The organism is Blastococcus sp. TF02-09, assembly GCF_003319105.1.
Lineage (GTDB): Bacteria > Actinomycetota > Actinomycetes > Mycobacteriales > Geodermatophilaceae > Blastococcus.
On sequence record NZ_QOHH01000010.1, the window covers coordinates 158,404 to 182,115 of the forward strand.

At 70.6% G+C, this 23,712-nt stretch carries 19 protein-coding genes and 1 pseudogene; 11 read left to right on the plus strand and 9 right to left on the minus strand.

The window, feature by feature from the left end:
* The first annotated feature begins 1 nt into the window (after position 1).
* Positions 2-1,015, plus strand: coding sequence for a hypothetical protein (locus DQ239_RS15720; protein WP_113835351.1), 1,014 nt, complete (start codon positions 2-4; stop codon positions 1,013-1,015).
* 59 nt (positions 1,016-1,074) lie between these two features.
* On the opposite strand, the gene DQ239_RS15725 is transcribed toward DQ239_RS15720, so the two are convergent.
* From DQ239_RS15725 to DQ239_RS15745, 6 genes are read right to left on the minus strand one after another with little or no spacing between them, the layout of a single operon-like run.
* Entirely contained in the window at positions 1,075-1,536 is a 462-nt protein-coding gene (locus DQ239_RS15725; protein ID WP_135145110.1) for a hypothetical protein, read from the minus strand.
* Between the two features lie 59 nt (positions 1,537-1,595).
* Complete coding sequence (locus tag DQ239_RS20145) at positions 1,596-1,910, minus strand: hypothetical protein (RefSeq protein WP_147252140.1); 315 nt, start codon at positions 1,908-1,910, stop codon at positions 1,596-1,598.
* Positions 1,910-3,769 carry a hypothetical protein gene (locus DQ239_RS15730; RefSeq protein WP_113835353.1) on the minus strand — a complete coding sequence of 620 codons (1,860 nt, stop codon included), beginning with the start codon at positions 3,767-3,769 and terminating at the stop codon, positions 1,910-1,912. The genes DQ239_RS20145 and DQ239_RS15730 overlap by 1 nt, the downstream gene beginning before the upstream one ends.
* Positions 3,766-5,511: a hypothetical protein gene (locus tag DQ239_RS15735; protein WP_135145113.1), complete on the minus strand. Its 1,746-nt coding sequence runs from the start codon at positions 5,509-5,511 to the stop codon at positions 3,766-3,768. The genes DQ239_RS15730 and DQ239_RS15735 overlap by 4 nt, the downstream gene beginning before the upstream one ends.
* A gap of 53 nt (positions 5,512-5,564) precedes the next feature.
* A complete protein-coding gene (locus tag DQ239_RS15740) occupies positions 5,565-7,211 on the minus strand; it encodes a tyrosine-type recombinase/integrase (RefSeq protein ID WP_233489346.1) in 1,647 nt (548 codons plus the stop codon).
* A 53-nt stretch (positions 7,212-7,264) separates the two neighbouring features.
* Positions 7,265-7,588, minus strand: coding sequence for a hypothetical protein (locus DQ239_RS15745; protein WP_233489338.1), 324 nt, complete (start codon positions 7,586-7,588; stop codon positions 7,265-7,267).
* A gap of 93 nt (positions 7,589-7,681) precedes the next feature.
* Here DQ239_RS15745 and DQ239_RS15750 point away from each other — a divergent pair, with 93 nt between their 5' ends.
* From DQ239_RS15750 to DQ239_RS15765, 4 genes are all read left to right on the plus strand, one after another.
* Positions 7,682-8,281 carry a hypothetical protein gene (locus DQ239_RS15750; RefSeq protein ID WP_113835356.1) on the plus strand — a complete coding sequence of 200 codons (600 nt, stop codon included), beginning with the start codon at positions 7,682-7,684 and terminating at the stop codon, positions 8,279-8,281.
* Positions 8,278-9,654 (plus strand): LamG domain-containing protein, encoded by a 1,377-nt coding sequence (locus DQ239_RS15755; protein WP_113835357.1) that lies wholly within the window; start codon positions 8,278-8,280, stop codon positions 9,652-9,654. Before DQ239_RS15750 ends, DQ239_RS15755 begins: the two co-directional genes overlap by 4 nt.
* Before the next feature lie 119 nt (positions 9,655-9,773).
* Positions 9,774-10,328 carry an NfeD family protein gene (locus DQ239_RS15760; RefSeq protein WP_199583057.1) on the plus strand — a complete coding sequence of 185 codons (555 nt, stop codon included), beginning with the start codon at positions 9,774-9,776 and terminating at the stop codon, positions 10,326-10,328.
* Positions 10,325-11,851 carry a flotillin family protein gene (locus tag DQ239_RS15765; protein ID WP_113835358.1) on the plus strand — a complete coding sequence of 509 codons (1,527 nt, stop codon included), beginning with the start codon at positions 10,325-10,327 and terminating at the stop codon, positions 11,849-11,851. The genes DQ239_RS15760 and DQ239_RS15765 overlap by 4 nt, the downstream gene beginning before the upstream one ends.
* 82 nt (positions 11,852-11,933) lie before the next feature.
* On the opposite strand, the gene DQ239_RS15770 is transcribed toward DQ239_RS15765, so the two are convergent.
* Entirely contained in the window at positions 11,934-12,767 is an 834-nt protein-coding gene (locus tag DQ239_RS15770) for a DUF3626 domain-containing protein (RefSeq protein WP_113835359.1), read from the minus strand.
* A gap of 73 nt (positions 12,768-12,840) precedes the next feature.
* Positions 12,841-14,589 (minus strand): helicase, encoded by a 1,749-nt coding sequence (locus tag DQ239_RS15775; RefSeq protein WP_113835360.1) that lies wholly within the window; start codon positions 14,587-14,589, stop codon positions 12,841-12,843.
* Positions 14,590-14,758: 169 nt separating this feature from the next.
* On the opposite strand from DQ239_RS15775, the gene DQ239_RS20680 reads away from it, so the two are divergent.
* From DQ239_RS20680 to DQ239_RS15810, 6 genes and pseudogenes are all read left to right on the plus strand, one after another.
* Positions 14,759-16,732, plus strand: coding sequence for an alpha/beta fold hydrolase (locus DQ239_RS20680; protein WP_199583059.1), 1,974 nt, complete (start codon positions 14,759-14,761; stop codon positions 16,730-16,732).
* 96 nt (positions 16,733-16,828) lie between these two features.
* Positions 16,829-19,597, plus strand: a complete 2,769-nt coding sequence (locus DQ239_RS15790; RefSeq protein WP_113835362.1) for a DEAD/DEAH box helicase family protein — start codon at positions 16,829-16,831, stop codon at positions 19,595-19,597.
* Positions 19,594-20,826: a restriction endonuclease subunit S gene (locus DQ239_RS15795; RefSeq protein ID WP_113835363.1), complete on the plus strand. Its 1,233-nt coding sequence runs from the start codon at positions 19,594-19,596 to the stop codon at positions 20,824-20,826. The genes DQ239_RS15790 and DQ239_RS15795 overlap by 4 nt, the downstream gene beginning before the upstream one ends.
* A 316-nt stretch (positions 20,827-21,142) precedes the next feature.
* Complete coding sequence (locus tag DQ239_RS20425; RefSeq protein ID WP_158544856.1) at positions 21,143-21,295, plus strand: hypothetical protein; 153 nt, start codon at positions 21,143-21,145, stop codon at positions 21,293-21,295.
* Entirely contained in the window at positions 21,292-22,062 is a 771-nt protein-coding gene (locus DQ239_RS15805; RefSeq protein WP_113835365.1) for a hypothetical protein, read from the plus strand. The genes DQ239_RS20425 and DQ239_RS15805 overlap by 4 nt, the downstream gene beginning before the upstream one ends.
* Positions 22,063-22,371: 309 nt before the next feature.
* Positions 22,372-23,526, plus strand: a pseudogene (locus DQ239_RS15810) (class I SAM-dependent DNA methyltransferase); the annotation flags it as partial.
* Positions 23,527-23,580: 54 nt separating this feature from the next.
* Here DQ239_RS15810 and DQ239_RS15815 read toward each other — a convergent pair.
* On the minus strand, positions 23,581-23,712 hold a 132-nt coding region (locus DQ239_RS15815), incomplete at its 5' end, for an integrase core domain-containing protein (protein WP_147252142.1).

The window sequence follows — 23,712 nt, forward strand, 5'->3', positions numbered from 1 at the left end:
CGTGACTACGTCCTCACCGCCCGGTGCCGCCGAACAGGCGCTGCTGACCGAGTACGAGACGTACGACCAGCACGTCGACGTGGTCTCAGCGTTGGAGTGGCTGTTCACCGACCCCGCCGTGAAGGGCATGCCCGCCACGGTCAGCCACTTCGAGCGGTTCCCCCGCATTCCGGTCGCAGGCAAGCGAGACCCCCTGACGCCGGACTTCACGGTGCTCTTCAGCGACGGCAGTGCCGTCATCGGCGAGATTGCCAAGTTGGCGCTGCACGAGAACAGCCTGGACAAGGTCTGCGCCCAGATCGGCGGCTACGCCGTCCTCGACCGCGTTCCAGATGGACGTGGTGGGCTGGCTGCGGTGTCCCACCTCGACGTGATGCTGCTCGTGGAGGCCCAGGTCGGTCTCCCCGCGATCCGCCGCGTGATCAAGGAGCGCTACCTCGACCCCGAGCATCCCTACAAGCCGCCCCGGCCTCCCTGTATCGGCCAGTTCTTCCGCACCGAGTCGGTGTACACGCTCCAGCGACTGCCCGACCCGGACAACGGCGTCCTCTACAGCGGCCAGCGAGAGCCGCACATCGGTGCCCGCCTCGACGAGGGGCTCAACATCAAGGCCAGCCACTTCGTCGCCACCAAGGCGCACCGTGCCTTCATCAACGATCCGATCAAGCCGCTCTACCTGGCCACCCACCTGTGGACTCGCACCTGGCCCACCCAGTTCGGCGGCGGGCGGGAGGACATCACCGTCGAAGAGAAGGCCACCACCACACTCCTTCAGAAGCAGTACGGCGTCGGCGGGATCACCGTGGTCCGCCGAGCCCTCGAACTACTGGAACGAGCCGGACTTGCCGCCAACCAGGGGGACGGCACGTGGATCGTCTCCCGCAAACTGCTCGGCCGATCTGGCGAACGAGACGTGCACAAGATCATCGCGCGACGGGCGACGACCAAGCCGACTCGCCTAGTCCCACGCCGACCGGCGCCCAAGTCGGCCGCCTCGCAGGACACGCTGTTCTGACGAACGCGGCCCCGCACACGCTCTGGCCATGGGCCTCGCGGATGCGGCGCGCGGGCTAGTCAGTCCACGATCACCGGACGCCCCGCTACACGAAGCGGAGCGCTGACTCCGGCCAGACGTCGCGGCCCGGACTCCAACTCATCGATCCGGTCCTGCGCGGCAGCCAGCCGTTCCTCCAGCACCTCGGCCCGCTGCGCCGCCGTAGCCCAGTTCCGTTCTGCCTTGTCGAATGCGGCCACCGCTACGGCGAGGTTCTCCACGTACTGGTCGTTCAACGCCTCCAGGCGGGCGACGTCCTCGGTTCGTTGGCGCAGCCGCTGCTCCAGGGCGCCGATCCGTTCACGCAGCCGGAGGACGTAGGCGGGCTCCTCCTGCTCCCCGGATTCTGCGACGCGCCGGTAGAACAAGTCCTTGAGGTCGGTGTGCTTCTGCGTGAGGCAGTGCCGCTTGACACCCGCCTCCTCGGCGAGGTCCTTGACCGTCAGTTTCCGAGTGGTCTGCCCGTTGAGCAGTCGGTCCATGGCTAACAAGATGGCTTGCCGCTCCTGCTCGTCGGACGTCCTCGCCGAACCAGAGGTGGTCATCCGGAGGTCCCACTCCCTCGCTCACTCGGGGCGGCGCCCGCGACAACCCGATCAGATCGTGACGGCGTGAGGTCACGCTTTTCGGCCGCCGTGGCGAATCGGGCACTCACCCGGAACCGTGCGAGCAGCCGCTCCACCTGCACTACCGACAGGCCCACCTCCCGCATCAGGTCACGGCGCAGCCGGACCTGACGGTTGAACGCCTGGCGGCAGGCGTCGCCGCAGAACCGGCGTGCGCGACCCGGACGACGCTCAGCGTGCAGCAACTCGGCGCCACAGTGTTCACACCAGCCGGGCAGGTCCGCCGCCATCAGGCCACCTCGTGGTCAGCGATCGTGCGGTCGATGTCGGCCATCCGGTCAGTCAGGCGGATCGCGATCGGCTGAGCGGCATGCTCGACCTCCGCCGCCAACCCGGCGCGTTCAGCCTTCAGCCCCTGGATGTGCCGATCCGTACGGGCGTGGTTCGCGCAGTTGGAGCGGCAGTCGTCGAGGCTTGGGGTTGCTCGCTCCGCAGACGACGCGGCAGGCGCGACATGGCATGCGGCGGTGCGCCGCTGGAACACGCACAGGGACAGGGCGCGGGGGTTGTCGTAGACCTGCATGCCGGGCGTCTTGGCGAGGCGGCGCAGTTCCTTGTCGGTCATCTTGCTGCCCGCGTACTGGCTGTCGTATCGGCTGATCGCCGCCTCCAGGCGTTCGCGGGCCGGTCCGCTGATCCGACCGCCGTTGCGCCGCTCGTCGGCCACTTCTTCGAGGCGTTCGACGACGGCTTGCATCTCCTCCACGTCGATCAGCCCCTGGAGGCCCGCCTCCGCGCGGCCTGCATAGCCCTGCCCGGTCACGACCCGGACGTGCCCGTACTGAACTCCGAGTGCCACCTCGCCTAGCGGCTGACGGGCGATGTGCCACGCCAGAGTGCGCCGGAAGCGAGGCAGGGTGACGGCCCCCTGCGGGTCGGCGGGAATGGGCGCCCAGCCCCTCGCGGCGGCGAGGCCGTCGTTGACGTGGGTGATGAAAGCGGCGATCCGCCGGTGGGCCTGTTTGGCGATCATCCCCGCGCCGGGGCGACCATCGCGCCTACGGCGCCCCCGAGGGAACAGCAGGTTGCTGTCGGCGTCTCGCGTGACGTGCCCATGCTCGTCGGTAGCGAGTGCGAGCACGTGTGCCGCTCGGATGGCGTCGGCGCCCGCCTTGATGGTCAGCCACGGCTGCTCGCGCAGTTGACCGGCGCTGATGTGGCGACCGTCCGCATCGCGAACTCCCTTGAAGTGCTTGCCGCGAACCTCGTAGCGCAGGGCGCCGTTGGGCCTCGTGAGGACCGTCAGGCAGTCGCGGTCTAGGGAGAGAACTTCCTGGGGGCGCATGCCGGTCAGATAGGCGACCACGATCAGGCAGGCGCCCTGGAGCCGGTAGATCACGCCCTCCGGCAGGACCAGGTCATCTGTGTCGCCGTACTCGTCCAGGAAGTCGCTGATGCAGGCGATGGCAGCGGTCAGCAACGGGCTGATGGTCTCAGGGGCGATGGGGGGTGTCTTGTTCTCTCCACCCTGCGGGGTGCCGATGAACGGGATCAGGCCCTCGGTCAGCCACGGGGGTGGGGGCAGACGATCGGCTGGCGGCAGCGTCCACAGGCAGCCGTACAGGCGGGCGACAGCGAGCAGCGGAGCCGCCCGCGCCTGGTAGGTGTTGCGGGTCTGCCTGATGTGGGTCGCGTAGTCGCGCAGGTCTTCGGTGGTGACGTCCCCGAGGCGCCGAACGAGGGGCCGCTCGGTGTTCAGCCAGCGGGCGAAGACACGCCACGAGTGCACGGCGTTGAAGGCGGTGGCGGCCGACGGCCACTGGGCCAACGCGATCGTCCGCTGGCCCACCATCTCCTCAGCCAAGCCCTGGTTGAGCATGGTCCAGGCGGCGGCACGCAGGACCTCGCGGAACCGCTCGGGCCACTCAGCCCAGGTGATGTTCCGCCGATCCATGGTGTCGCCGTGGTTGAGCATCGCCAGATCCCAGACGCCGTCCCCGTAGCGCGGGGCGGCGGAGGCGGCGTCGGCACGCACCTGATCGATTGGGAACGCGCTCATGGCCGGGTCCCAGGTCCACGCCTCCGTGTCGCCGACGACTGAGTGGCCCCGACCATCAGCGGGGTGGCCGGTTCGGTCGGGAGCGGTCACGTGTCATACCTCCGAGCCAGGGTGTTGTCGATCAACGCGCGGTCCTCGTCGGTGATGCGGCGGGCCGCGTCCTCGCGCTCGGCGGCGGTGAAGTGCCGGTTCAGCAGGTCGGTGAGCCGCAGCCAGTGCGGTGCCCAACGCGCCCAGGCGGGACTGTCCGCGAGGTGTTCGCGAAGCCCCTCCAGGCGCTGGTGCAGGTAGACCAAGCGCGGCAGGTGCCGGGGCACGACGACCGCGTTAGTGCAGATCAAGCAGAGCAGGAACGAGACCCGGCACGTCTGGTGGTTGCTCAGCGGGCTGTGATCGACGTCTTTGCACGCCCCGACTGGCGTGTCTAGGACGCCGCTGTCGATGGCATGCGCAGTACGGGGGTCGAGGTCAGCGTCCTGCTGGCTTGCCTCCGCCGTGGCCCGCAGCACCGTGACCGTCAGGGTGGCGTGGTCCAGGGCACCGTTGAGCCCGTCCTCGGTGACGTCCTTGCTCTCTTCTCGCACCGTGGCGTCGTGGAGTTGGTAGACGTTGAGGTTGGTCGCCTCGCTGTGACCTTGCGGCCGAACCTGGCCGGTGTTCGTCCGTCGCAGCATCCGACGGTGGAACCGGACGGGTTGGCCCGCCTCGTCACGCAGGTTGACGTGGTCGGAGAACAGGCCCACCGCTCTCCAGAGGTTCGTCTTGCCCGACGTTGCTGCTGAGGTCACCCGGTCTAGCGCGCCCCGGCTTCCGTTTGTGCTGGTACGGGCGTAGATGAGGACGGCATTCAGTGGGGTGCCACGTCGGTCCATCGCTCGGCGCCCTGGGGCGGTGATCTCCAAGACTTGGCGCAGGACGCTGGCGCCCGTGCGCAACCCGGTTTCGACCAGCGTGTTCGCGATGTGTCGCCAAGCGCCGAGCCGGGGCTTGTCCAAGCCGATGTTGTAGACGAGTCGGGCCTCATCGCCGCTGTCGGCGCGACGGACGTCGTCGATGGTGAACGTCTTCCACATGTCCGGGTTCCAGCCCTCGTGCAGGCCGATGAGCGACATGATTGCCCCGGCTTCGACGGGGGTGAGGAACAGCCGTTCGACGGCCGTGACCCCTCGGCGACCGACGAGGCGTGCCGCCTCCGGGGCGATGTCCCTCGTGCCGTTGGCCAGGGTGATGCGGGGGACGTCGAGGTGCTCCTCCACGTGGGCGAGGAGAGCGCCCCAACGGCCCCTGTCCGTGTCGGGCTCAAGGCGCCCCGCCCGGTACTCCTCAAGGAGCGCCCACGAGCCCAGGATGCGTTCGTGTGCCGCGTCGAGGACCTCGTGGCCAACCCGCAGCACCCGCCGGGCCTGATCGGTCGTGAGGCTTGGTTGCACTTGTGGTGTGCGTGTCTTCTGTCGCGCGTTGACGGCGAGCGCGGTTCGGGGCTGCAACTGGCCGGTGGCGACCAGCATGCGTCTCAGCGTGCTGAGAGAGGCCGCCCAGCCGGGAGGGCGCCCGATGACGTATTCGTCCCACGTGGCGCGGGTCAACTCGCTCAGGGAGGACAGGTGGTGGCCTTCACTCTCCAGCCAGCGGAGGAAGTTGCCCACCGCATCCCACGAGAACTGGACCGTGGCAGGCCGTCGCCACGGCCCTCCTACGTCCACCTGGGTGGCGAACACCTCCGCCAGAGCCTCGCGGATCGGTGGTGCGCAGGGCAGACGGTTGAAGTCCCAGGACCCCAGCGGCTCGCCGTCCTCTCCCACAGGGGTGAGCACCAGGTCCGGAGAGAGCACCGGCGGCCGGGTGTACCCCATGGGCGCCCGGTCGGTGCGCGTGTCCCGAGGCATCAGGCTTCATCCCCGGCCACGTCTAGGACCCGGTGGGACCGCTGGCTGACCAGAGTTTCGAAGGCATCGATGTCGTCGGCGGGAGACGCATCCGCGTCCGGCTTGGCTGTCTCGCGGACGAGCGTTTCGAGGGCCTTGACGTCACGAACCGGGCTGTTCTCTCCGTCGGGCTGATGGATCATGTCCATCAGCCACTCCATCTGGAGACCCCGTACTGGCTCCAGGTACCAGTTCCTGGTCGTTGTGACGTCGGCGTGGCCCAGCAGGTCGCGGACCAACTCCCACACGTTGCCGAACAGTCGCTGATACCGACGGCGCTCCTCGGCGTCGAGGCCGCTGTCGATCAGGTACGCGCGCTGAGCGGCGATGAGCATGTGTAGGGCGTAGGAGTGGCGCAGCATGTGCGGCATCGCGAAGAGGGCAACGCCTTCCCGCTTCAATCGCTCGTTCGCGGCCCGGAAGATGCCGTCCCACTCGCGGTAGGGGAGCGGTGTGCCGTCGTCCTTCAGCCACAGCCACAGGGGCTCCAGCACCGCGCCGCGCTCCGTGGATACTTCTCGGTAGAGGCGCATGCGATCGGCGGCTGAGAGGTCGTCCAGCCGCTGCCGTACCGGCTCTGCCGTTGGCTCCCGAGGGTCGAGCGTGGTGACCTCGGTCCCCTTCCCGGAGCCATGCACCGCCACCAGCAGCAGGCGGTCCTCAACGCGCTCATAGCGACCCTGCGCCTGGGCTCGCTGTACGGCCTGCTGCCGCTGGAAGCGAATGTAGGCGTGCAGTCCCCGTACGTAGCGCCGTTCGAGGTAGAACCAGCGCCCCTTGCCGCCCTTCCCTAGGGCCTCGGGCACCCATCCGGTGACCATGCTGCGGGTGCCCTCGTCGGCCGGAATCTCCAGGGTCAACAGCGCGCCGCCCTCCTTGCGGCGCATCCCAGTGCCGTACAGCAGGTTGACGAAGGCGACGTTGCGAGCCTGCGTGCGTACACGCTCGACGCCACGAGGCAGTCCGTTCGCCCCGTAGTCCTCGAAGCCGATCTGGCGCCACCGCTCGACCGCGCGGCGGGTTAACCACCGGACGTTCGACTTCCTCGCGTTCGACGGTGCTTGCTCCGCCCGAGGTGTTGACGGCCTGTCGTGGCGCGAGCCTCGACGCGGTCCCCCGCTGCTCATCACTACAGGGCTCGCGGTGATCAACTTGTCGCTGACTGCCCACCGGTACAGCGATGACACCGCTGCCAGCACCTTGACCCACGACGACCCGGTGATGAGTGTCTTCTTGCGGCCGCGACTGTCCTCGGTCTCCAACCGACGGCGGTCACGCCGCCGGAAGAACTCGAAGTTGCGCACGTCGTCGCTCGTCGCCCTGCACCAGTCGGTCTCCCCTCGGGTGTCGACGAGAAAGTTCAGCCACACCCTGATCTCAGTCGCGTAGGTCCGCTGAGTGTCGACCGCGTAGTTGGCCAAGTGGTCCGTCGTGTAGCGCAGCAGGCGCTGGTCAGGGACACCGCTGGGCGGAACGAACACGGCGTAGGGCTCACGGTCGAGTTGGGCCAGGGCGCGGGCGCGCTCGAACTGCCCCTCGTCCCACAGCGCCTCAACAGGCGCAGGGGTCCGTTGGGGCGACACCCACACCAGCCGCCACTCGACCATGATCGACACCCTGGCAGGGGGGTGCGACAGGTCGGTACAACGACACGCCTAGTTCAGACAGAAATCGACACCGGCTCCACCAGCGGCGAGAGCTCGCGCAGCAGGCCCATCACGACGTCGGACGTCCGGCGGTACGCGGCGAAGCGGCCGCCGAGGAACGCTGTCCCGGACGGGCAGCGGCGCCGGGCCTCCGCGGTGGACATGGCCGAGCGGGCGCCGTAGGCCCGGGCCTCGTACGACGCCGTGGCGACGACGCCGCGACCGCCGACCCCGCCGACGACGACGGGCCGCCCGCGCAGCGAGGGCTTGTCCCGCTGCTCGACCGCCGCGAAGAACGCATCGAGGTCCAGGTGCAGCACGCTGGCCTCCCGACGCATGCCCCGATGATCCCTGGTCGTCCCCTCCCCCGTTCGGGTGCACCGGTCACGCAGAGTCTCGTTGCGAACACGCCGAGTGCTTAGCCTTCCGGTGTGACCCCCGCCGGCGCGGCGCGCCCCGGCCGCCGTGCACGGCGCCTGGGCCTGGCGGCGTGCGCGCTGGCCGCCGTCCTCGGGTCGTCGCTGGTCGTCTGGCAGTCCGCCTACGCGACCTTCGTGGACTCGGCGGCCGCGTTCCCCGCGACCGCGACCACCGGCACCCTCACCCTCGGGGACGACGACGCGGGCAGCACGCTGTTCACCGCCGGAGGCCTTATGCCCGGGGACACCGGCACGCGGTGCATCCGCGTCACCGCGAACGGGACGGCGCCGGCGACCGTGCGTCTCTACGGCACGGGGCGCTCCCTCACCGGCGGTCTCGCGGCGGCCCTGACGCTCACCGTCCGCCTCGGCACCGGCGGGTCGGCGACCTCGTGCACCGGCTTCACCAGCAGCAGCGTCGTCTACACCGGAACGCTGGCCGGCTTCACCGCCGACGGGTTCGCCACCGGGCTGGGCAGCTGGCAGGCGCCGGGCAAGGTGGCCACCACGCGCACCTACCAGCTCGCCTGGACCCTGCCCACGACCGCTCCGCTGTCGGCCGAGGGCGGGTCGGCCGCCGTCTCCTTCGTGTGGGAGGCGCAGACCCGATGAGCACCCCCGCGTCCTGGCGGCAGGGCTGGACCGCCTTCGTGATCAGCGTCGTCGCCCGCAGCGTCCTGGGGCTGCTGGCGCTGCTGATGGCCACGGCGACGGCGCCCGCCCTGGTCGGGTGGGAGACCAGCGTGGTCATGTCGGGCTCGATGGCGCCCGCGGTGGACACCGGCGACGTCGTCGTCGTCCGCCCGGTCGACCCCGAGGACCTGACCGTCGGCGCCATCCTGCTGGTCGACGACCCTGACGCGCCCGGCCTGCTGCGTCTGCACCGCCTCGAGCAGGTGGAGGCCGGTGGCCTGCGGCTGCGCGGCGACGCCAACGCCGACGCCGACGCGGCGCTGGTGGCGCCGGCTGCGGTGCACGGCGCCGGCGTGTGGTCGGTGCCCCGGCTCGGGCTGCCGACCGTCTGGTTGGCACAGGGGCGCGCGGCACCGCTGGCGCTGACCGGCGCCGGGCTGGTGACGCTGCTGGGGCTCGCCCTGCTGCACCGGGCCGACGACGAGCGGCGCGACGCCGCGGAGAGCCCCCGGTTGCGCCCCGGCCGGCGGGCGGTCGCCGTCGGCGCGGCGGCGGTGGCGGTGGCCACCGCGCTGCCGACGATCACCGGGTCCGGCGCGGTGTTCAGCGCCACGACGGCCAACAACGCCAACTCCTTCGCCGCGGCCAAGTACTTCACCTGCACGTCCGCCGGCGCCGGCGTCGGAGCCCCCGGGTACCTGCCGCTGCAGGAGGCCGTGGGGCCCACCGCCGTCAACGTCGGCTTCGCGGGCGCGCAGGCCAACGCCACCTACACGGGCGGCATCAGCTACCGCGTGGCCGGTCCGACCTGCGGGGCGGGAGGCGACCGGGCCGTGAAGCTCGACGGTTCCTCGGGCCGGCTCTACACGACCGTGGCGCTGGACAACCCTCAGGCGTTCACCGCCCAGCTGTGGTTCTCGACGAGGACCAAGGCGGGCGGCAAGCTGGTCGGCTTCGGCAGCGGCGTGAGCGGTGCGGCGTCGAGCCAGTACGACCGGCACGTCTACATGCGCAACGACGGGCGCCTGACCTTCGGCGTCTACAACGGCACCCCGACCACCGTGACCAGCTCCGCCGCCTACGACGACGGCGCGTGGCACCTGGTGACGGCGACCTACTCGCCCTCCACCGGCCTGCGCCTGTACGTGGACGGCGCCGTCGTCGGGACGGCGGCGGCCCCGTACGCGGAGGACTACATCGGCTATTGGCGGATCGGCTACGACACCTTGGCCACCAGCTGGCCCGGCGCGCCGACCAGCCCGTACTTCTCCGGGTCCATCGCGCACGTGATGATCACGCAGAACGTGCTGAGCGCCGCGCAGATCGCCGACCAGTACGCCGTCTCGCGCTGAGCCCCCCGCGCGAGGGCCGGGATCCCTGGCCGGCGTCACCCGACTGGGGAGTTCCTTGCCGCCGCCGGGCCCCGACTGCCAGGCTGCAGGTCAACGGGTCGACGGGGAGGGCGCACGGGGTGGCAGCGGTCTTCCTCGCCGTCGGCGTGCTCGGCGTCGTGGTGCTCCTGCTCTCGCTGGTCGTGGGTGAGATCGGCGAGCTCGGCCTGGGCGACGTCGACGCCGACGGGCCCTTCTCGGTGCCGGCCGTCGCGGCGCTGCTCGGCGGGATGGGCTTCGGGGGTGCGGCTGCGGTCAGCGTGCTGCCGGGATCGCTGCCCGACGCCGTCACCGCGCTGCTCGCCCTCGCCGTCGGCCTCGGCGTCGCCGTGCCGCTGGCCTGGGGCGCGATCCGGCTCTCGCGCGCCCTCAAGGACATGCCCACCCAGCCCACGCTGACCCGGCACTCGCTCGTGGGCGCGCAGGGCGTCGTCGTCTCGGCGGTCCCCAGCCACGGGTTCGGCGAGGTCCGGCTGACCCTGGCCGGCCAGCAGCTCAAGTTCTCCGCCCGAAGCGACTCGCCGCTCCCGACGGGGACGCCGGTGTACGTCGTCGAGGCCCTCAGCGACACCGCCGTCGAGGTCGTCTCGACCGCACCCGACCCCCTTCCCCTGCCTGGAGGAGACACCCCGTGACGCTGGTCTACGCCATCGGCGGCATCGCCGTCCTGGTCCTCCTGCTGGTCCTGCTCGTGCTGTCGCGGATCAAGGTCGCCGGCCCGAACCAGGCCTTCCTGGTCACCGGACGACAGGGGCGCCAGATCACGAGCGAGTCCGGCGTCGTCTCCCGCGACTCGTCGGGCCAGAAGGTGGTCATGGGCGCGAGCGTGTTCGTGCTGCCCGTCGTCCAGAAGCTGCACACGATGGACCTGTCCAGCCGCCGCATCCCGGTCGGCATCCGGGGCGCGGTGAGCAAGCAGGGTGTGAAGTGCGACCTCGAGGGCGTCGCCATCGTCAAGGTCGGCGGCACGGAGGACTCCATCCGCGCCGCGGCCCAGCGGTTCCTCAACCAGCAGGAGGGCATCGACACCTTCACCTCGGAGGTGCTGGCCGGTGCGCTGCGCTCGATCGTCGGGCGGCTGACGATCGAGGAGATCATCCGCGACCGCGCGGCCTTCGCCTCCGCGGTCGCCGAGGAGGCCGAGTCCTCGCTGACCGGTCAGGGCCTGGTGCTCGACACCTTCCAGCTGCAGGACATCCAGGCCGAGGGCTCCTACCTGGCCGACCTGGGGCGCCCCGAAGCCGCGCGGGTGCTCAAGGAGGCGTCGATCGCCGAGGCGCGGGCCCGCCAGGCCGCCCAACAGGAGCAGCTGCTGGCCGACGAGGCGATCGCGGTCGCGCAGCGCCAGCTGGCCCTCCGGCAGGCCGAGATCACCGCCGAGACCGACGCCGCGAAGGCCCGGGCGGCCGCGGCGGGTCCGTTGGCGCAGGCCGCGCAGGACCAGGCGATCCTCACCGAGCAGGAGAAGGTGGCCGTGCGGACGGCGGCGCTGACCGAACGCCAGCTGGACACCCAGGTGCGCCGCCCGGCCGACGCGCAGCGCTACAAGGTCGAGCAGGAGGCCGAGGGGCGCAAGAACTCCGCGATCCTCACCGCCGAGGCCCAGCGCCAGGCGACCATCGCCGCCGCCGAGGCCGCCGCTCGCCAGGCCGAGCTCTCCGGTGAGGGCGAGCGGGCCCGCCGTTCGGCGCTGGCCCAGGCCGAGGCGATCGAAGGCGCCAAGCGTGGTGAGGCCGAGAAGCTGCGCCGGCAGGCGATCGCCGACGCCGTCGAGCGGGAGGGCGCCGCCGAGGCGGCCGCCATCCTGGCCCGCGGGCAGGCCGAGGCGGAGTCGATGGACGCCCGCTCGGACGCCTTCGCCAAGTACGGCGAGGCGGCGATCCTCGAGATGCTGGTCAGGGTGCTGCCCGACGTCGTGGGGGCCGCGGCGGCCCCGCTGTCGAGCGTGGACACGATGACCGTCATCTCCGCCGACGGGCCCGGTGCGCTGGGCAAGTCGGTCGCCGCCAACGTCGCGCAGGGGCTGCAGCTGTCCGGCGACCTCACCGGCATCGACGTCGCCGCCCTGCTGCGCCGGCTGAGCACCGCCGCGGCCGGCACGGTGGACGGCGTCACGCGGGTCCCGATCTCCCCGGACGGCAACGGCGGCGTCGCCTGACCCACTCTGCGGGCCGGTTCCCGACGTCGCCGGTGCGTTCGGACCCGCGACGTCGGGAACCCACCCGCAGAGTCGGGACGAGCTAGCTCTCGATCGGAGCCCCGAACCTGGCCACGCAGTGCCAGAGCCGCTTCAGGTCCTGCGGATCCTCGCGCCCGGCCGCCGCGGCCCGGCCGGTGACCGACGCGTCCAGCAGCTCGCCGACCGCGATCCGCCGGCCGACCTCCACCGTCCGCGGACCCCGGAACGCCGCGTGCGCGGCCAGCGTCTCCACCCTCAGCCGCCGTCCCTCGTGCCACTCGACCGGGATGCCGAGCTCGTGGGCCTGGTCTTCGGTGGCTGTGCCGCGGAAGCAGGGGTCGAGCACCAGCGCCTCCACGTCTGCCGCCAGCTCGACCTGGCCGTGCACGTGCGCCTCGACGTAGTCGTCGAGCAGCCCGCCCTCGGTGGCCTCGATCTCGTCGGTGAGCGGGCGCGCGTCGAAGCGCTGCACGAGCGGGAACAGGCCGAATCGGTCGGCGGTCGCCAGCGCGGTCGGCTCGAACACCGAGTCGGGGAAGCAGAAGGTGCTGCGCTCGAGGACGGAGGCCGTCAGCCGCAGGTGTGCCGAACCGAACCGGGGAGCCGCGCCGATCCTGCGCCGGCGGTGGTTCAGCGCGCCGTACTTCGGCCGCTCAGCGGGCGGAGCGTCGTCGTAGGCGTGCCCGAAGATGCGCTGCTCCCAGCGCCACCGGTCACCCCCGGGGTGAGCGGTGAGCCCGCCGTTGCTGGTGCCCGTCTCGAACTGCGACCGGTAGACCCCGTCGCGGGCCAGCTGCTGCAGCACGGTGCCGCCGTACACCCGCCGGTCGGGGTGGAAGTTGAGGGTCACCCGCAGCGACCGGTCCAGCGCCTCGCCCACCGCTGACCGTGCCACGTGCGCAATCGCCCTCCGCGCCCACGGCGTCGCTCTGCTGTGCACGCCTGCATGCTGCCGTGCGCGTGCCGGATCAGCCCTCGGTCAGGGCCGTGCCGGGCAGCCAGTCGGCGTCCAGCAGCTCGGCGATCTCCTGCAGGGCGGAGGTGTCCGCGCCGGCGGTGGAGCCCGTCACGGCCAGCCGCTCCACCATCACGCGGGCGACCTGCTCCTCCACCGTGTCCTCCGCGAAGGCCACCAGCCACGGCGAGGTCCGGCCGTCGCGGTGGGTGCGGCCGGTGACCTGGCGCGCCTGGATGCCGGAGAACCGCGGCTGGTGGAACAGCCCCACCCGGGGCAGCTCCGAGGCGTGCGCGCCGTCGGGCAGCAGCTCCCCGGCGTGCAGGCTGATCGAGGCGGTCACGGTGAACACGCACACCTGCGCCTCCCCGCGCTGGAAGCGCAGCCGCTCGGCTTCGACGTCGAAGCGGTCGCGGCCGTAGATGCCGGCCACCTCGAGGCCGGCCCCGAGCAGCGCCTCGCGGATGGGGTCGGCCGCGGTCTCCACGAACTCCACCGACACCGCGACCTGCCGCTCCGCCTCCACCTGCGCCTTCACCCAGTCGACGGTGGCCTGCACGCGGATCAGCCCGGCCTTCTGCCGGAACCGCAGCAGCGCGGCGCGCCCCCGGGCGGTCTGCCGCCCCCGCCGGGCCAGCTGCATCTCCGCGCGGAACTCCGACCACTCCGCCTCGTAGGAGGCCCGCTCGGCCGGCGTCAGCGCCACCGGCGCACCGCTCACCGACACCGGGCCCCACGGCGCGGGCCGGTGCAGCGTCGCGGGCGGGTCGGCCTCGGTGAGCCAGCCCTGCAGCGTGGCGAGATCGGCCCGGCGCTCGTCGGCGTCCTCGGTCCACTGCCAGCCGTAGCGGCCACGTTCCACGTGGAACCCTCGCGCGGCCAGCCGGGCGGGCAGGTCCGCCCAGTCCTTGAGCGGGTCCCCGTGCTGGACGGCGAACTGCGGCGCGAGGTACGGCAGCTCGAGCGGGGTGTGCGCGGGCGTCGCGGTGCAGGCCAGCACGTACGGGGCGTCCTTGACCCGGCCGGCGCCGGAGACGACCTTCCAGTGCTTCCACCGCTGCGTGGTCGTGTGCCGCACCATGTGCGCCTCGTCGGCCACGACGACGTCGAAGCGCGCGCCGGTCGCCCGCTGCACCTCCGCCACCTTGCCCAGCCGGTCCCACGTGGTCACGCACCAGCGGAGCCCGCCGTCGCCGAAGCCGGCGATCGAGCGGGACCAGTGCGGGATGGTGATCGCGGCGGGCCGGTCGGCGACCACGAGCACCCGCCGCACGTCGCGCTGCTCGGCGACCGCCTTGACGGCCAGGATCGCCGTCCCGGTCTTGCCCACGCCCGGGTCGTCGCCGAGCAGGAACACCCGGCCACCCGCAGCGGCATGGGCGGCGACGACGTCCGCGCCGTCGCACTGCTGGTCGCGCGGGGTGAGCGGCCGCGCCTCGGGAAGCGGTCGCGGCGAGGCGTTGAGCTCGTCCTCGACGAAGCGCTCGAAGCTGTAGGGCGGCGGGTCGTAGGGCACCAGCGACGCGGGCAGTTCGCCGCCCACCCACACGTGCGCCTGCAGCCCGGCGTGCCAGACCGCCCCCGGCGCAGGGGCCCGGAACGGCACCGCCAGCACCCAGACCCGCTCGCCGGGGCCGACCACCGGCAGCTCGGGAGCCGCCTTGCTCGGCTTGGCGGCCGCCCGCGTCCGCGACGCCGCGGCGCGGGTGCGGGTCGTCGTGCTGGTGGTGCTCCGGCTGCTGCGCCGGCGTCGTCCCGGCATGCCGGTACCTCCCCCTCGTCCCGAGGCACGGTAGGCGCCGCCACCGACGGATCCCGGTCGCCCGGGGGGCATGTCGCGCGACGGGAGAGCCGTGGCGGACGTGGTTCCCCGGGCGCCGCGGCGCCGCTACGGTCCACCGCGTCACGGCCGGGACGGCGAGGAGCGGTGCATGCGGAGCAGCTGGCGCGCGGTGCTGGTGGCCCTCGCGGCGGTCGCGGCGGTGCTCGTCCCACCCGCGCCGCAGGCCCAGGCCGCCGACCGGGTCCTCACCTACTCGGTCACCTCGCAGGGGACGGTGCGCGGCGACCTGGGCCAGTTCGCCGCCGTCGCCGCCGCCACGTTCGCCGATCCCCGGGGCTGGAGCCTCGGTGGCGCGCTCGCCTTCTCCCGCGTCCCCTCGGGCGGCGACTTCACGCTGGTCCTCGCCGCGCCGTCCGTGATCGGCCGGTTGGCCGGCTGCGACGCCTTCTACAGCTGCCGCGTGGGCCGCAACGTCTACATCAACGACGACCGGTGGCGGACCGCGACCAGCACCTGGCCGCACGGGGTGCCGTACTACCAGCAGTACGTGATCACCCACGAGGTCGGCCAGTGGCTGGGCCTGGGCCACTCGACCTGTCCGGGCGCGGGCCGCCTCGCCCCCACCATGCAGCAGCAGTCGATCGACCTGCAGGGCTGCCGGTCGAACATGTGGCCGCTGATCGCCGAGCGGGAGCGGGTCGCCCGGAACATGGGCACCGGCGTCGCCTGGACCGCGATCGAGCGCCGGTACCGGGCCCTCGGCCAGGAGCGCGGCCCGCTGGGCGGGCCGATCACCTGGGAGACGCCGACCCCCGGCAATCGCGGCGTGATGCAGCACTTCGACCGCGCCGACGGCGCCTCCATCTACTGGTCGCCCTCGACCGACGCGCACGAGGTGTACGGGCAGATCCGGGCCCACTGGGCCGGCTGGGCTGGGAACTGGGCCCGCTGGGCTTCCCGGTCACCGGCGAGCGGCCGACCCCGGACGGCGTCGGCCGCTACAACCACTTCGCCGGGGCGTACGGCTCGTCGATCTACTGGTCGCCGCGGAGCGGTGCGCACGAGGTGTACGGCTCGATCCGGGCCCGCTGGGCGCAGCAGGGCTGGGAGCGCGGACCGCTGGGCTATCCGGTCAGCGGCGAGTACGCGGTGCCCGGTGGCCGGCAGTCCGACTTCCAGGGCGGCTCGATCCGCTGGACCGCGGCGACCGGGGCGACGCAGGTGCTGCCGCGCTGACGGCGCGCCCCGGGCGGACCGCGCGGCGCCGGCCTGGTGGGATGGTCGGGTGGACGACGACCTGCAGCTGCACGGCCGCACCCTCGGCGAGGCCGGGCCCCGCGTGGTCTTCCTGCACGGGCTGTTCGGCCAGGGCAAGAACTGGACGACGGTCGCCAAGGGGCTCGCCGACCGGCACCGGGTCACGCTGCTGGACCTGCCCAACCACGGGCACTCCCCCTGGACCGACCGCGTCGACTACCTCGACATGGCCGAGCTCGTCGCCGCCGAACTGGCCGGCTACGGCGAGCCGGTGACCCTCGTCGGGCACTCCATGGGCGGCAAGGTGGCGATGACCCTCGCGCTGCGCCGCCCCCAGCTGCTGCGGGCGCTCGTCGTCGTCGACATCGCGCCGGTCGAGTACCCGCTGCAGGGCGGGCGGACCGACGACGAGGACGAGGAGGTCTCCCCCTTCGGCGTCTTCATCGCGGCCATGAAGGCGATGGACCTCGACGCCCTGCGCACCCGCGAGGACGCCGACGCCGCCCTGCGCACCGCCGTCCCCAGCCGGATGGTGCGCAGCTTCCTGCTGCAGAGCCTGGTGCGCGGGGGCGCGGAGGACGGCGGCTGGCGCTGGCGGCTCAACCTGGACCTGCTCGAGCGGGACCTGGGCGAGCTGCGCGGATTCCCCGAGCCGCCCGCCGGGGCGACCTTCGACGGGCCGGTGCTGTGGATCGCCGGCGCGACGTCGCACTACGTCCTCCCGCAGGACCGGGAGCGGATGGACGCGCTGTTCCCCGCCACCCGGCTGGTCCGCATCAAGCAGGCCGGCCACTGGGTGCACTCCGAGCAGCCCGAGGTCTTCCTGGAGACTCTGCGTCGGTTCTTGGAGCAGGTCGAAGACTGAAGTGGTCGACCCGCGTCCCTCTGTCACCGGACCGGGTTTCCACGGGGCGTGGTGGGCTGGTTACGGCGCGCGGAAGGACCTATCGTCTCCGGCGGCATGACGCGTAACGGGGAGAACGGCCAACTCACTGCGGAGCAGCGTGCGCGCGTGCTCATCGACCGGCAGTTGAGCGCGGCCGGCTGGGCGGTCCAGGACAAGGGGCGAGCCAACCTCACGCTGCCCGGTGTCGCCGTCCGGGAGGTCGTCATGGCCAGCGGGCACGGGCGAGCCGACTATCTTCTGTACGTCGACCGACGCGCCGTCGGCGTCATCGAGGCCAAGCCCGAGGGCACGACGTTGTCCGGGGTCGAGTGGCAGTCGGCGCGGTACGCCAACGGCCTCGCGCCCGACGTGCGGCTCAAGGCGCTCACCCTCGACGACCGGCTGCCGTTCGTGTTCGAGGCGTCGGGCTCCGAGGTGCACGTCACCAACGGTTACGACCCGGTGCCCCGTGCGCGGAGGATCTTCACGTTCCCGCGGCCCGAGACGCTGGCCCGGACGATGCGCGACGCCGAGACCGACCCGGCTGCGGCCACTTGGCGGGCGAAGGTCCGGTCCATGCCGGAGTTGCATAAGGAGGGATTGAGGCCGGCGCAGATCTCCGCGATCGAGGGCATCGAGCGGTCGCTGGCCCAACAGCGGTACAGCCGATCCCTGGTGCAGATGGCCACCGGTGCGGGCAAGACCTACACCGCCGTCACCACCTGCTACCGCCTGCTCAAGCACGGCGGCTTCCGGCGGATCCTGTTCTTGGTCGACCGGAACAACCTGGGCACGCAGACGCTCGCGGAGTTCCAGAACTACGCGACGCCGGACGACGGTCGGCGGCTCACCGAGATCTACAACGTCAACGCCCTGACCAGCGCCGGGATGCTGGATTCCTCGTCGGTCGTGATCTCGACGATCCAGCGGGTCTACGCCGCACTCCAGGGCCGGACGGTCGAGGACGTCGACGACCCCGGCATGGACAATTACGTCCCGGACGCGCCGGTCGACGTCTCCTACAACCCGCAGATGCCGCCGGAGTCGTTCGATCTGGTGATCGTGGACGAGGCGCACCGGTCGATCTACGGCGTCTGGCGAGGGGTGCTCGACTACTTCGACGCGCACGTCGTCGGGCTGACGGCGACGCCGGTCAAGCAGACGTTCGGCTTCTTCCAGCAGAACCTGGTCTCGGAGTACACCTACGCGGAGTCCGTGGCGGACAACGTGAACGTCGACTTCGATGTCTACCGGATCAGGACGCAGATCTCCGGCGCGGGCTCGACCATCGAGGCCGGGACCGTGGTGCCCAAGGTTGACCGGCGGACGCGCGTTCAGCGGTACGAGAGCCTCGACGAGGACGTCGTCTACACGCCGGGGCAGCTCGACCGCGCGATCACGGCGAAGAGTCAGATCCGGCTGGTGCTGGACACGTTCCGGGACCGGCTGTTCACCGAGATCTTCCCGGGTCGGTCGACGGTGCCGAAGACCCTGATCTTCTGCAAGGACGACAATCACGCAGAAGAGGTCGTGACGACGATTCGCGAGGTCTTCGGGGCGGGCAACGAGTTCGCCGCGAAGATCACTTACAACGCCAAGGACCCGAAGGCTGCGCTCAAGGCGTTTCGGACGTCGCCGACGATGCGGGTGGCGGTGACCGTCGACATGATCGCCACGGGCACGGACGTGCGGCCGCTGGAGTGCGTCTTCTTCATGCGGGACGTCCGGTCGGCGTCGTACTTCGAGCAGATGAAGGGCCGCGGCTCGCGGACCATCTCCCCGACCGACTTCCAGTTGGTGACGCCCGACGCGACCACCAAGGACCGATTCGTGCTGGTGGACGCCGTGGGGGTCACCGAGCACCCGCACGTCGACGCGACTCCACTGGAGCGCAAGAAGTCGATCTCGCTGGACCGGCTGCTCGACAAGGCCGGCATGTTCACGCTGGACGAGGACGAGACGGCGTCGCTGGCCTCTCGGCTGGCCAAGCTGGAGCTGGATCTTTCGCCAGCAGAGCGGGCGGAGCTGGACGAGGTGGCCGGAGGTTCCCTGCGGGCAATCGTCCAGGGCTTGGTGCGGGCCGTGGACGCGGACGAGCAGGCCAGGGCTATCGCCGCGAAGCCCGAGGACCCGGCGGCGGCCGTCCAGGAGCTCGTCGACGCTGCTGTGACGCCGCTGGCCGCGCGGCCGGAGCTGCGGGAGCGGATCAAGGAGCTGCGCAAGCAGCACGACCAGGTGATCGACGAGGTCAGCGTTGATGTGCTGCTGGACGCCAGCGGCGTCGTCGACACCGACAAGGCGCGGTCGGTCGTGACCTCGTGGCGGCAGTACCTGGAGGACAACCGCAGCGAAATCTCGGCGCTCGAGCTGCTGTACTCGCAGAGTCAGGCTCAGAGCGTCACGTTCGCTGAGCTGCGGGAGCTAGCGGAGCGGATCAAGCGGCCCCCGCACAACTGGACACCGGACCTCATCTGGCGGGCGTACGAGGCCCTCGAGGTCGGCAAGGTGCGGCACACGGACAGGCACACGGTGACCGACCTGGTCTCGCTCGTGCGCTTCACCCTGGGGGCTGACGATCGGCTTGAGCCCTTCGCTGAGAAGGTGGGCGAGCGATACCGGGGATGGCTTGCGCAGCAGGAGCAGGCCGGCGCGTCGTTCACCGAGCGGCAGCGCTGGTGGCTGGACCGCATGGCCGACGTGATCGCCGCGTCGGCAGGCATCACGGAGGACGACCTGGACAACGTGCCCTTCACCGAGCACGGCGGCGTAGACGGCCTGCTCCGCGACCTCGGCGACAAGGCGGCGGTGTACCTGGCCGACCTCAACCGCGAGTTGACCGCGTGACTTTTCTGCCTGACGGCTGGGAGGAGCGTCCGCTCGGAGAGCTCGTCGACATTCTCGATGGGCGCCGTGTCCCGGTGAACGCCAAGGAACGTGCTGAGCGGCCCGGAGTGGTGCCCTACTACGGGGCGACGGGCCAGGTCGGCTGGATCGATCAGTCGCTCTTCGACGAGCCGCTCGTCCTGTTGGGCGAGGATGGCGTTCAATTCCTCGACCGTGACAAAGCGAAGGCGTACGGGATCACCGGGCCGGCGTGGGTCAACAACCACGCGCACGTCTTGCGGGCCCGTGATGAGGTGATGGACCGGCGATACCTCGTCCACTACTTGAACTGGGTTGACTACTCCGGCCTCGCCAACGGAACGACACGGCTGAAGCTGACGCAGGCCGCGATGCGCCGAATCGCCGTCCGACTCCCAGCGCGGGAAGAGCAGCGGCGCATCGTTGACCGACTGGAAGACCACCTCTCCCGCCTCGACGCAGGGCGCGCCTACGCTGACTCGGCGCGGCGGAAGAACCAGTCCGCGTTGGCTGCCTGGTGCGAGCGCCTGGTCTGGAAGAGAGCGGATCGGACGCGAACCATCGGCTCGCTCCTGCGGGAGCCGATGCGGAACGGCTTATCGGCGCGAGCGTCGCAGCACGGAACCACTCGCGTACTGACTCTTACCGCGGTAACCAAGAACTCCTTCTCGGACGCGTTCACGAAACTAGTGGACGTCGATGCTCGGAAAGCCGCCAACGTGATGTTGGCGAGTGGCGACATCCTAGTGCAGCGCTCGAACACTCCCGAGCTTGTAGGTTCTGCAGCCCTCTACGAGGGGCCGAACGGCTGGGCGATCTACCCGGACCTCATGATCAGACTTCGATGTGACGAGGCTGTCGTCATGCCGCAGTACATGACGCTGGCGCTTCGGAGCGCCCGCGCACAACGCTACTTCCGTTCCCGTGCCAAGGGCCTCGCCGGCTCGATGCCCAAGATTGACCAGTCGACCATCTCGGAACTCAAGGTCCCCTTGCCATCTCTCGACGAACAACGGCGGTCGATGGCCGTCGCGAAGGAGTTGACCGAGCAGGCGTCACGCCTCGATGACGCAGTGCGCAAGGCTACGGCTAGAGCGGGAACCTTGCGCCGGGCTTTGCTGGAAGCTGCCTTTTCCGGACGCCTCACCGGGCGGACCTCGGATATCGGGATCGCCGAGGAGTTGGCGGAGCGCCGTGCCGGCCTGGGGTGAGTTCACCGTCGCGCAGGCTCGACACCTGCTGAGTGGCAGGGCCAACGCGCTCATCGTCGGGCCAGTCGTTTGGACAGCGATCAACGGCACCTGGCGTGGTCGTGTCGAATGCTTGGCGGCGAACATGCCTGGCTGCGCCGTCGTGCTCGAGATCCAGGTACGGCCTTCGCGACCGAGTGAGCCCACCGTCGTCCTCAACCTCAACGGCTCCCTGTGTCGTCGTGTTGACGTTAACGGGGTCCACCGCCTAGGCCCCCGCTTGGAGCGATGGACGCACGTGCAGGGGCGGGACAGCTCCGACGAGCCCGATCGGCTGATGCCTGACCCGCCCGGGTGGTTCCCGCACGTGCCGTTCGACCCGGTCGTCACACCGGACGCCTACCATCAGGTGTTCGTCGCGGCGGCAAGACTCTTCCAGATCGAAACCTCCGGCCTGAACTGGGACGATCCACCTGAGGAGGCGCCATGAGCATCGATGTTGATCTGGACTTGGCGGCCGTCTTCTCGGGGGCTGTGAGGGAAAGCGCCATCGACGTCCCCTACGGCGACGGTCGTCTCCTGACGCTGCCATGGGCTCTGCACAACGGCGAGTGTGTTGCGATCTTGGTCGAGCCGGTGGCTGATGGTCTGTATCGCCTCAGCGACCGAGGCTTGGCAGCGGACGTACTCGCCACTGCAAACGTTGACCTGGGCAGCCCGAGTCTGCAAGGCCGGTGGCAGACAGTGCAGCGCTCGCTTGCATTGCGCCCATCGGTGGTTCCACCGCCCAACGCCTACGAGTTGTCCGGAGACGCGACGACCGATGAGCTCGGGACTGCATTGACGACACTCGCTGAAGCCATCCTGCGAGCGGACGGCCTGCAGATTCTTGGTAAGCCTGACCGTCAGCTGACCTTTGCCGAGCGGGTGGTCAAAGACGTGTACTCGGCGGAGCTACCGGCCACTCCGCGCGCCCCGCTGCCGAACCGATTCGGAGGCCAGCGTCGAGTCACCTGTCGGATCGATCCCCCTCGAAAGCCTGCTCTCTTCGTACAGGCCCTCGCATCAGGTGACCCGAATGCGTCGTACGACCATGCGCGGGCCTTGTTCGCCGATGCGCAAATCGACCGGCAGCAACTGATCTCCGTCATCCAGCCACATTGGGGCCAGGCGTGGCATCGGGAAGCCCTGGCGGCTGTCAGCCACGTGGTTGATGGCGATCAGTGGCACGCCGAACTTCGACGGCTGGTGGCCTGATCCAGTGAGAGCGGTCCCGTTGACATCGGATCACCTCGGCGACTGCCCCGGTCAGAGCCGGGCGACTGAGAACTTCGGAGTTGTTCGGCCGCTAGCTAGGTGTGAGCGAGCGATGCCGGGTCCCGGTGAATCGCAGCCGCCTTCGTAACACCTCGTGTGGTGCCGCTCGCAGAGCAGCGGCCAGTTGTCGTTCCGATAGGTTTCCAGCCGATCAGGCGCGCGGGTCAACCAGCGGTCCGAGTCGGCCAGGCAGCGTGCGAGCATTGCAGACGGCACGCGGGGATCGGCTCCGCCGACACGGGGAGTGCGGTGACAGAGGCGCGGAGGCTGGTCGACAAGCTCTGGAGCTACTGCAACGTTCTCCGGGACGACGGCGTCTCCACCATCGAGTACACCGAGCAGTTGACCTACCTGCTGTTCCTCAAGATGGCGCACGAGCGCGAGACCCGGCCGCTCAGGCCGGAGCGCATCGTCCCCGTTCACTGCTCGTGGCAGCGCCTCCTCGACGCCGACGGCGACGAATTGGAACTGACCTACCGGCACATCCTCGAGGACCTCGCCCGGCAGCCCGGCGTCCTGGGTGTCGTCTTCCGCAAGGCCCAGAACCGCATTCAGGACCCAGCCAAGCTCAAGCGGCTCATCGTCGATCTCATCGACAAGGAGAACTGGTCGGCGTCGGGCACCGACATCAAGGGCGATGCCTACGAGTCGCTGCTGGCCAAGGGTGCCGAAGACATCAAGTCGGGTGCCGGCCAGTACTTCACGCCGCGCCCGCTGATCCAGGCGATGGTCGACTGCCTGCAGCCCTCGGCGTCCGACACGGTGATCGACCCGGCTGCCGGCACCGGAGGCTTCCTCCTCGCCGCGCACGAGTACGCCTCGCAGCACGCCGCGGACATGACGCCGGAGGAGCGTGACCACCTGCGTGACGCCTTCGCGCACGGGGTCGAGCTGGTCGACGGCACCGCTCGCCTGGCCGCGATGAACCTGATCCTGCACGGCATCGGCAAGCCCAGCGGGCAGAGCCTCATCGAGGTCAAGGACGCCCTGCTCGCGGACCCCGGTCAGCGCTACTCGGTGGTCCTGTCCAACCCGCCGTTCGGCCGCAAGTCCTCGATCACCATGGTGGGCGCGGACGGCCGGGAGGCGCGCGAGGACCGGGAGATCGAGCGCGCCGACTTCGTCGTCACCACCGCGAACAAGCAGCTCAACTTCCTGCAGCACATCGCCACGATCCTGAAGATGTCCGGCCGGGCGGCGGTGGTGCTGCCCGACAACGTCCTCTTCGAGGGTGGCGCCGGGGAGACCATCCGCAAGAAGCTGCTGCGCGACTACGACGTCCACACCTTGCTGCGCCTGCCGACCGGCATCTTCTACGCCCAGGGCGTGAAGGCCAACGTGCTGTTCTTCGACAAGCGGCCGGCCGCCGACCATGCCTGGACCGAGCGCCTGTGGGTCTACGACCTGCGCACCAATCAGCACTTCACGCTGAAGCAGAACCCGCTGCGTCGCAGCCACCTAGATGTACTGCCCGGTGACGTTGGTGCAGCGTGTGATCGGCGGGAGGTTGCTGAGCGCTGTGTGGGGCCGGTGGTGGTTGTAGTGGTGCAGCCAGCCTGACAGAGCAGCCCGGCGAGCGGTCTCGGAGGT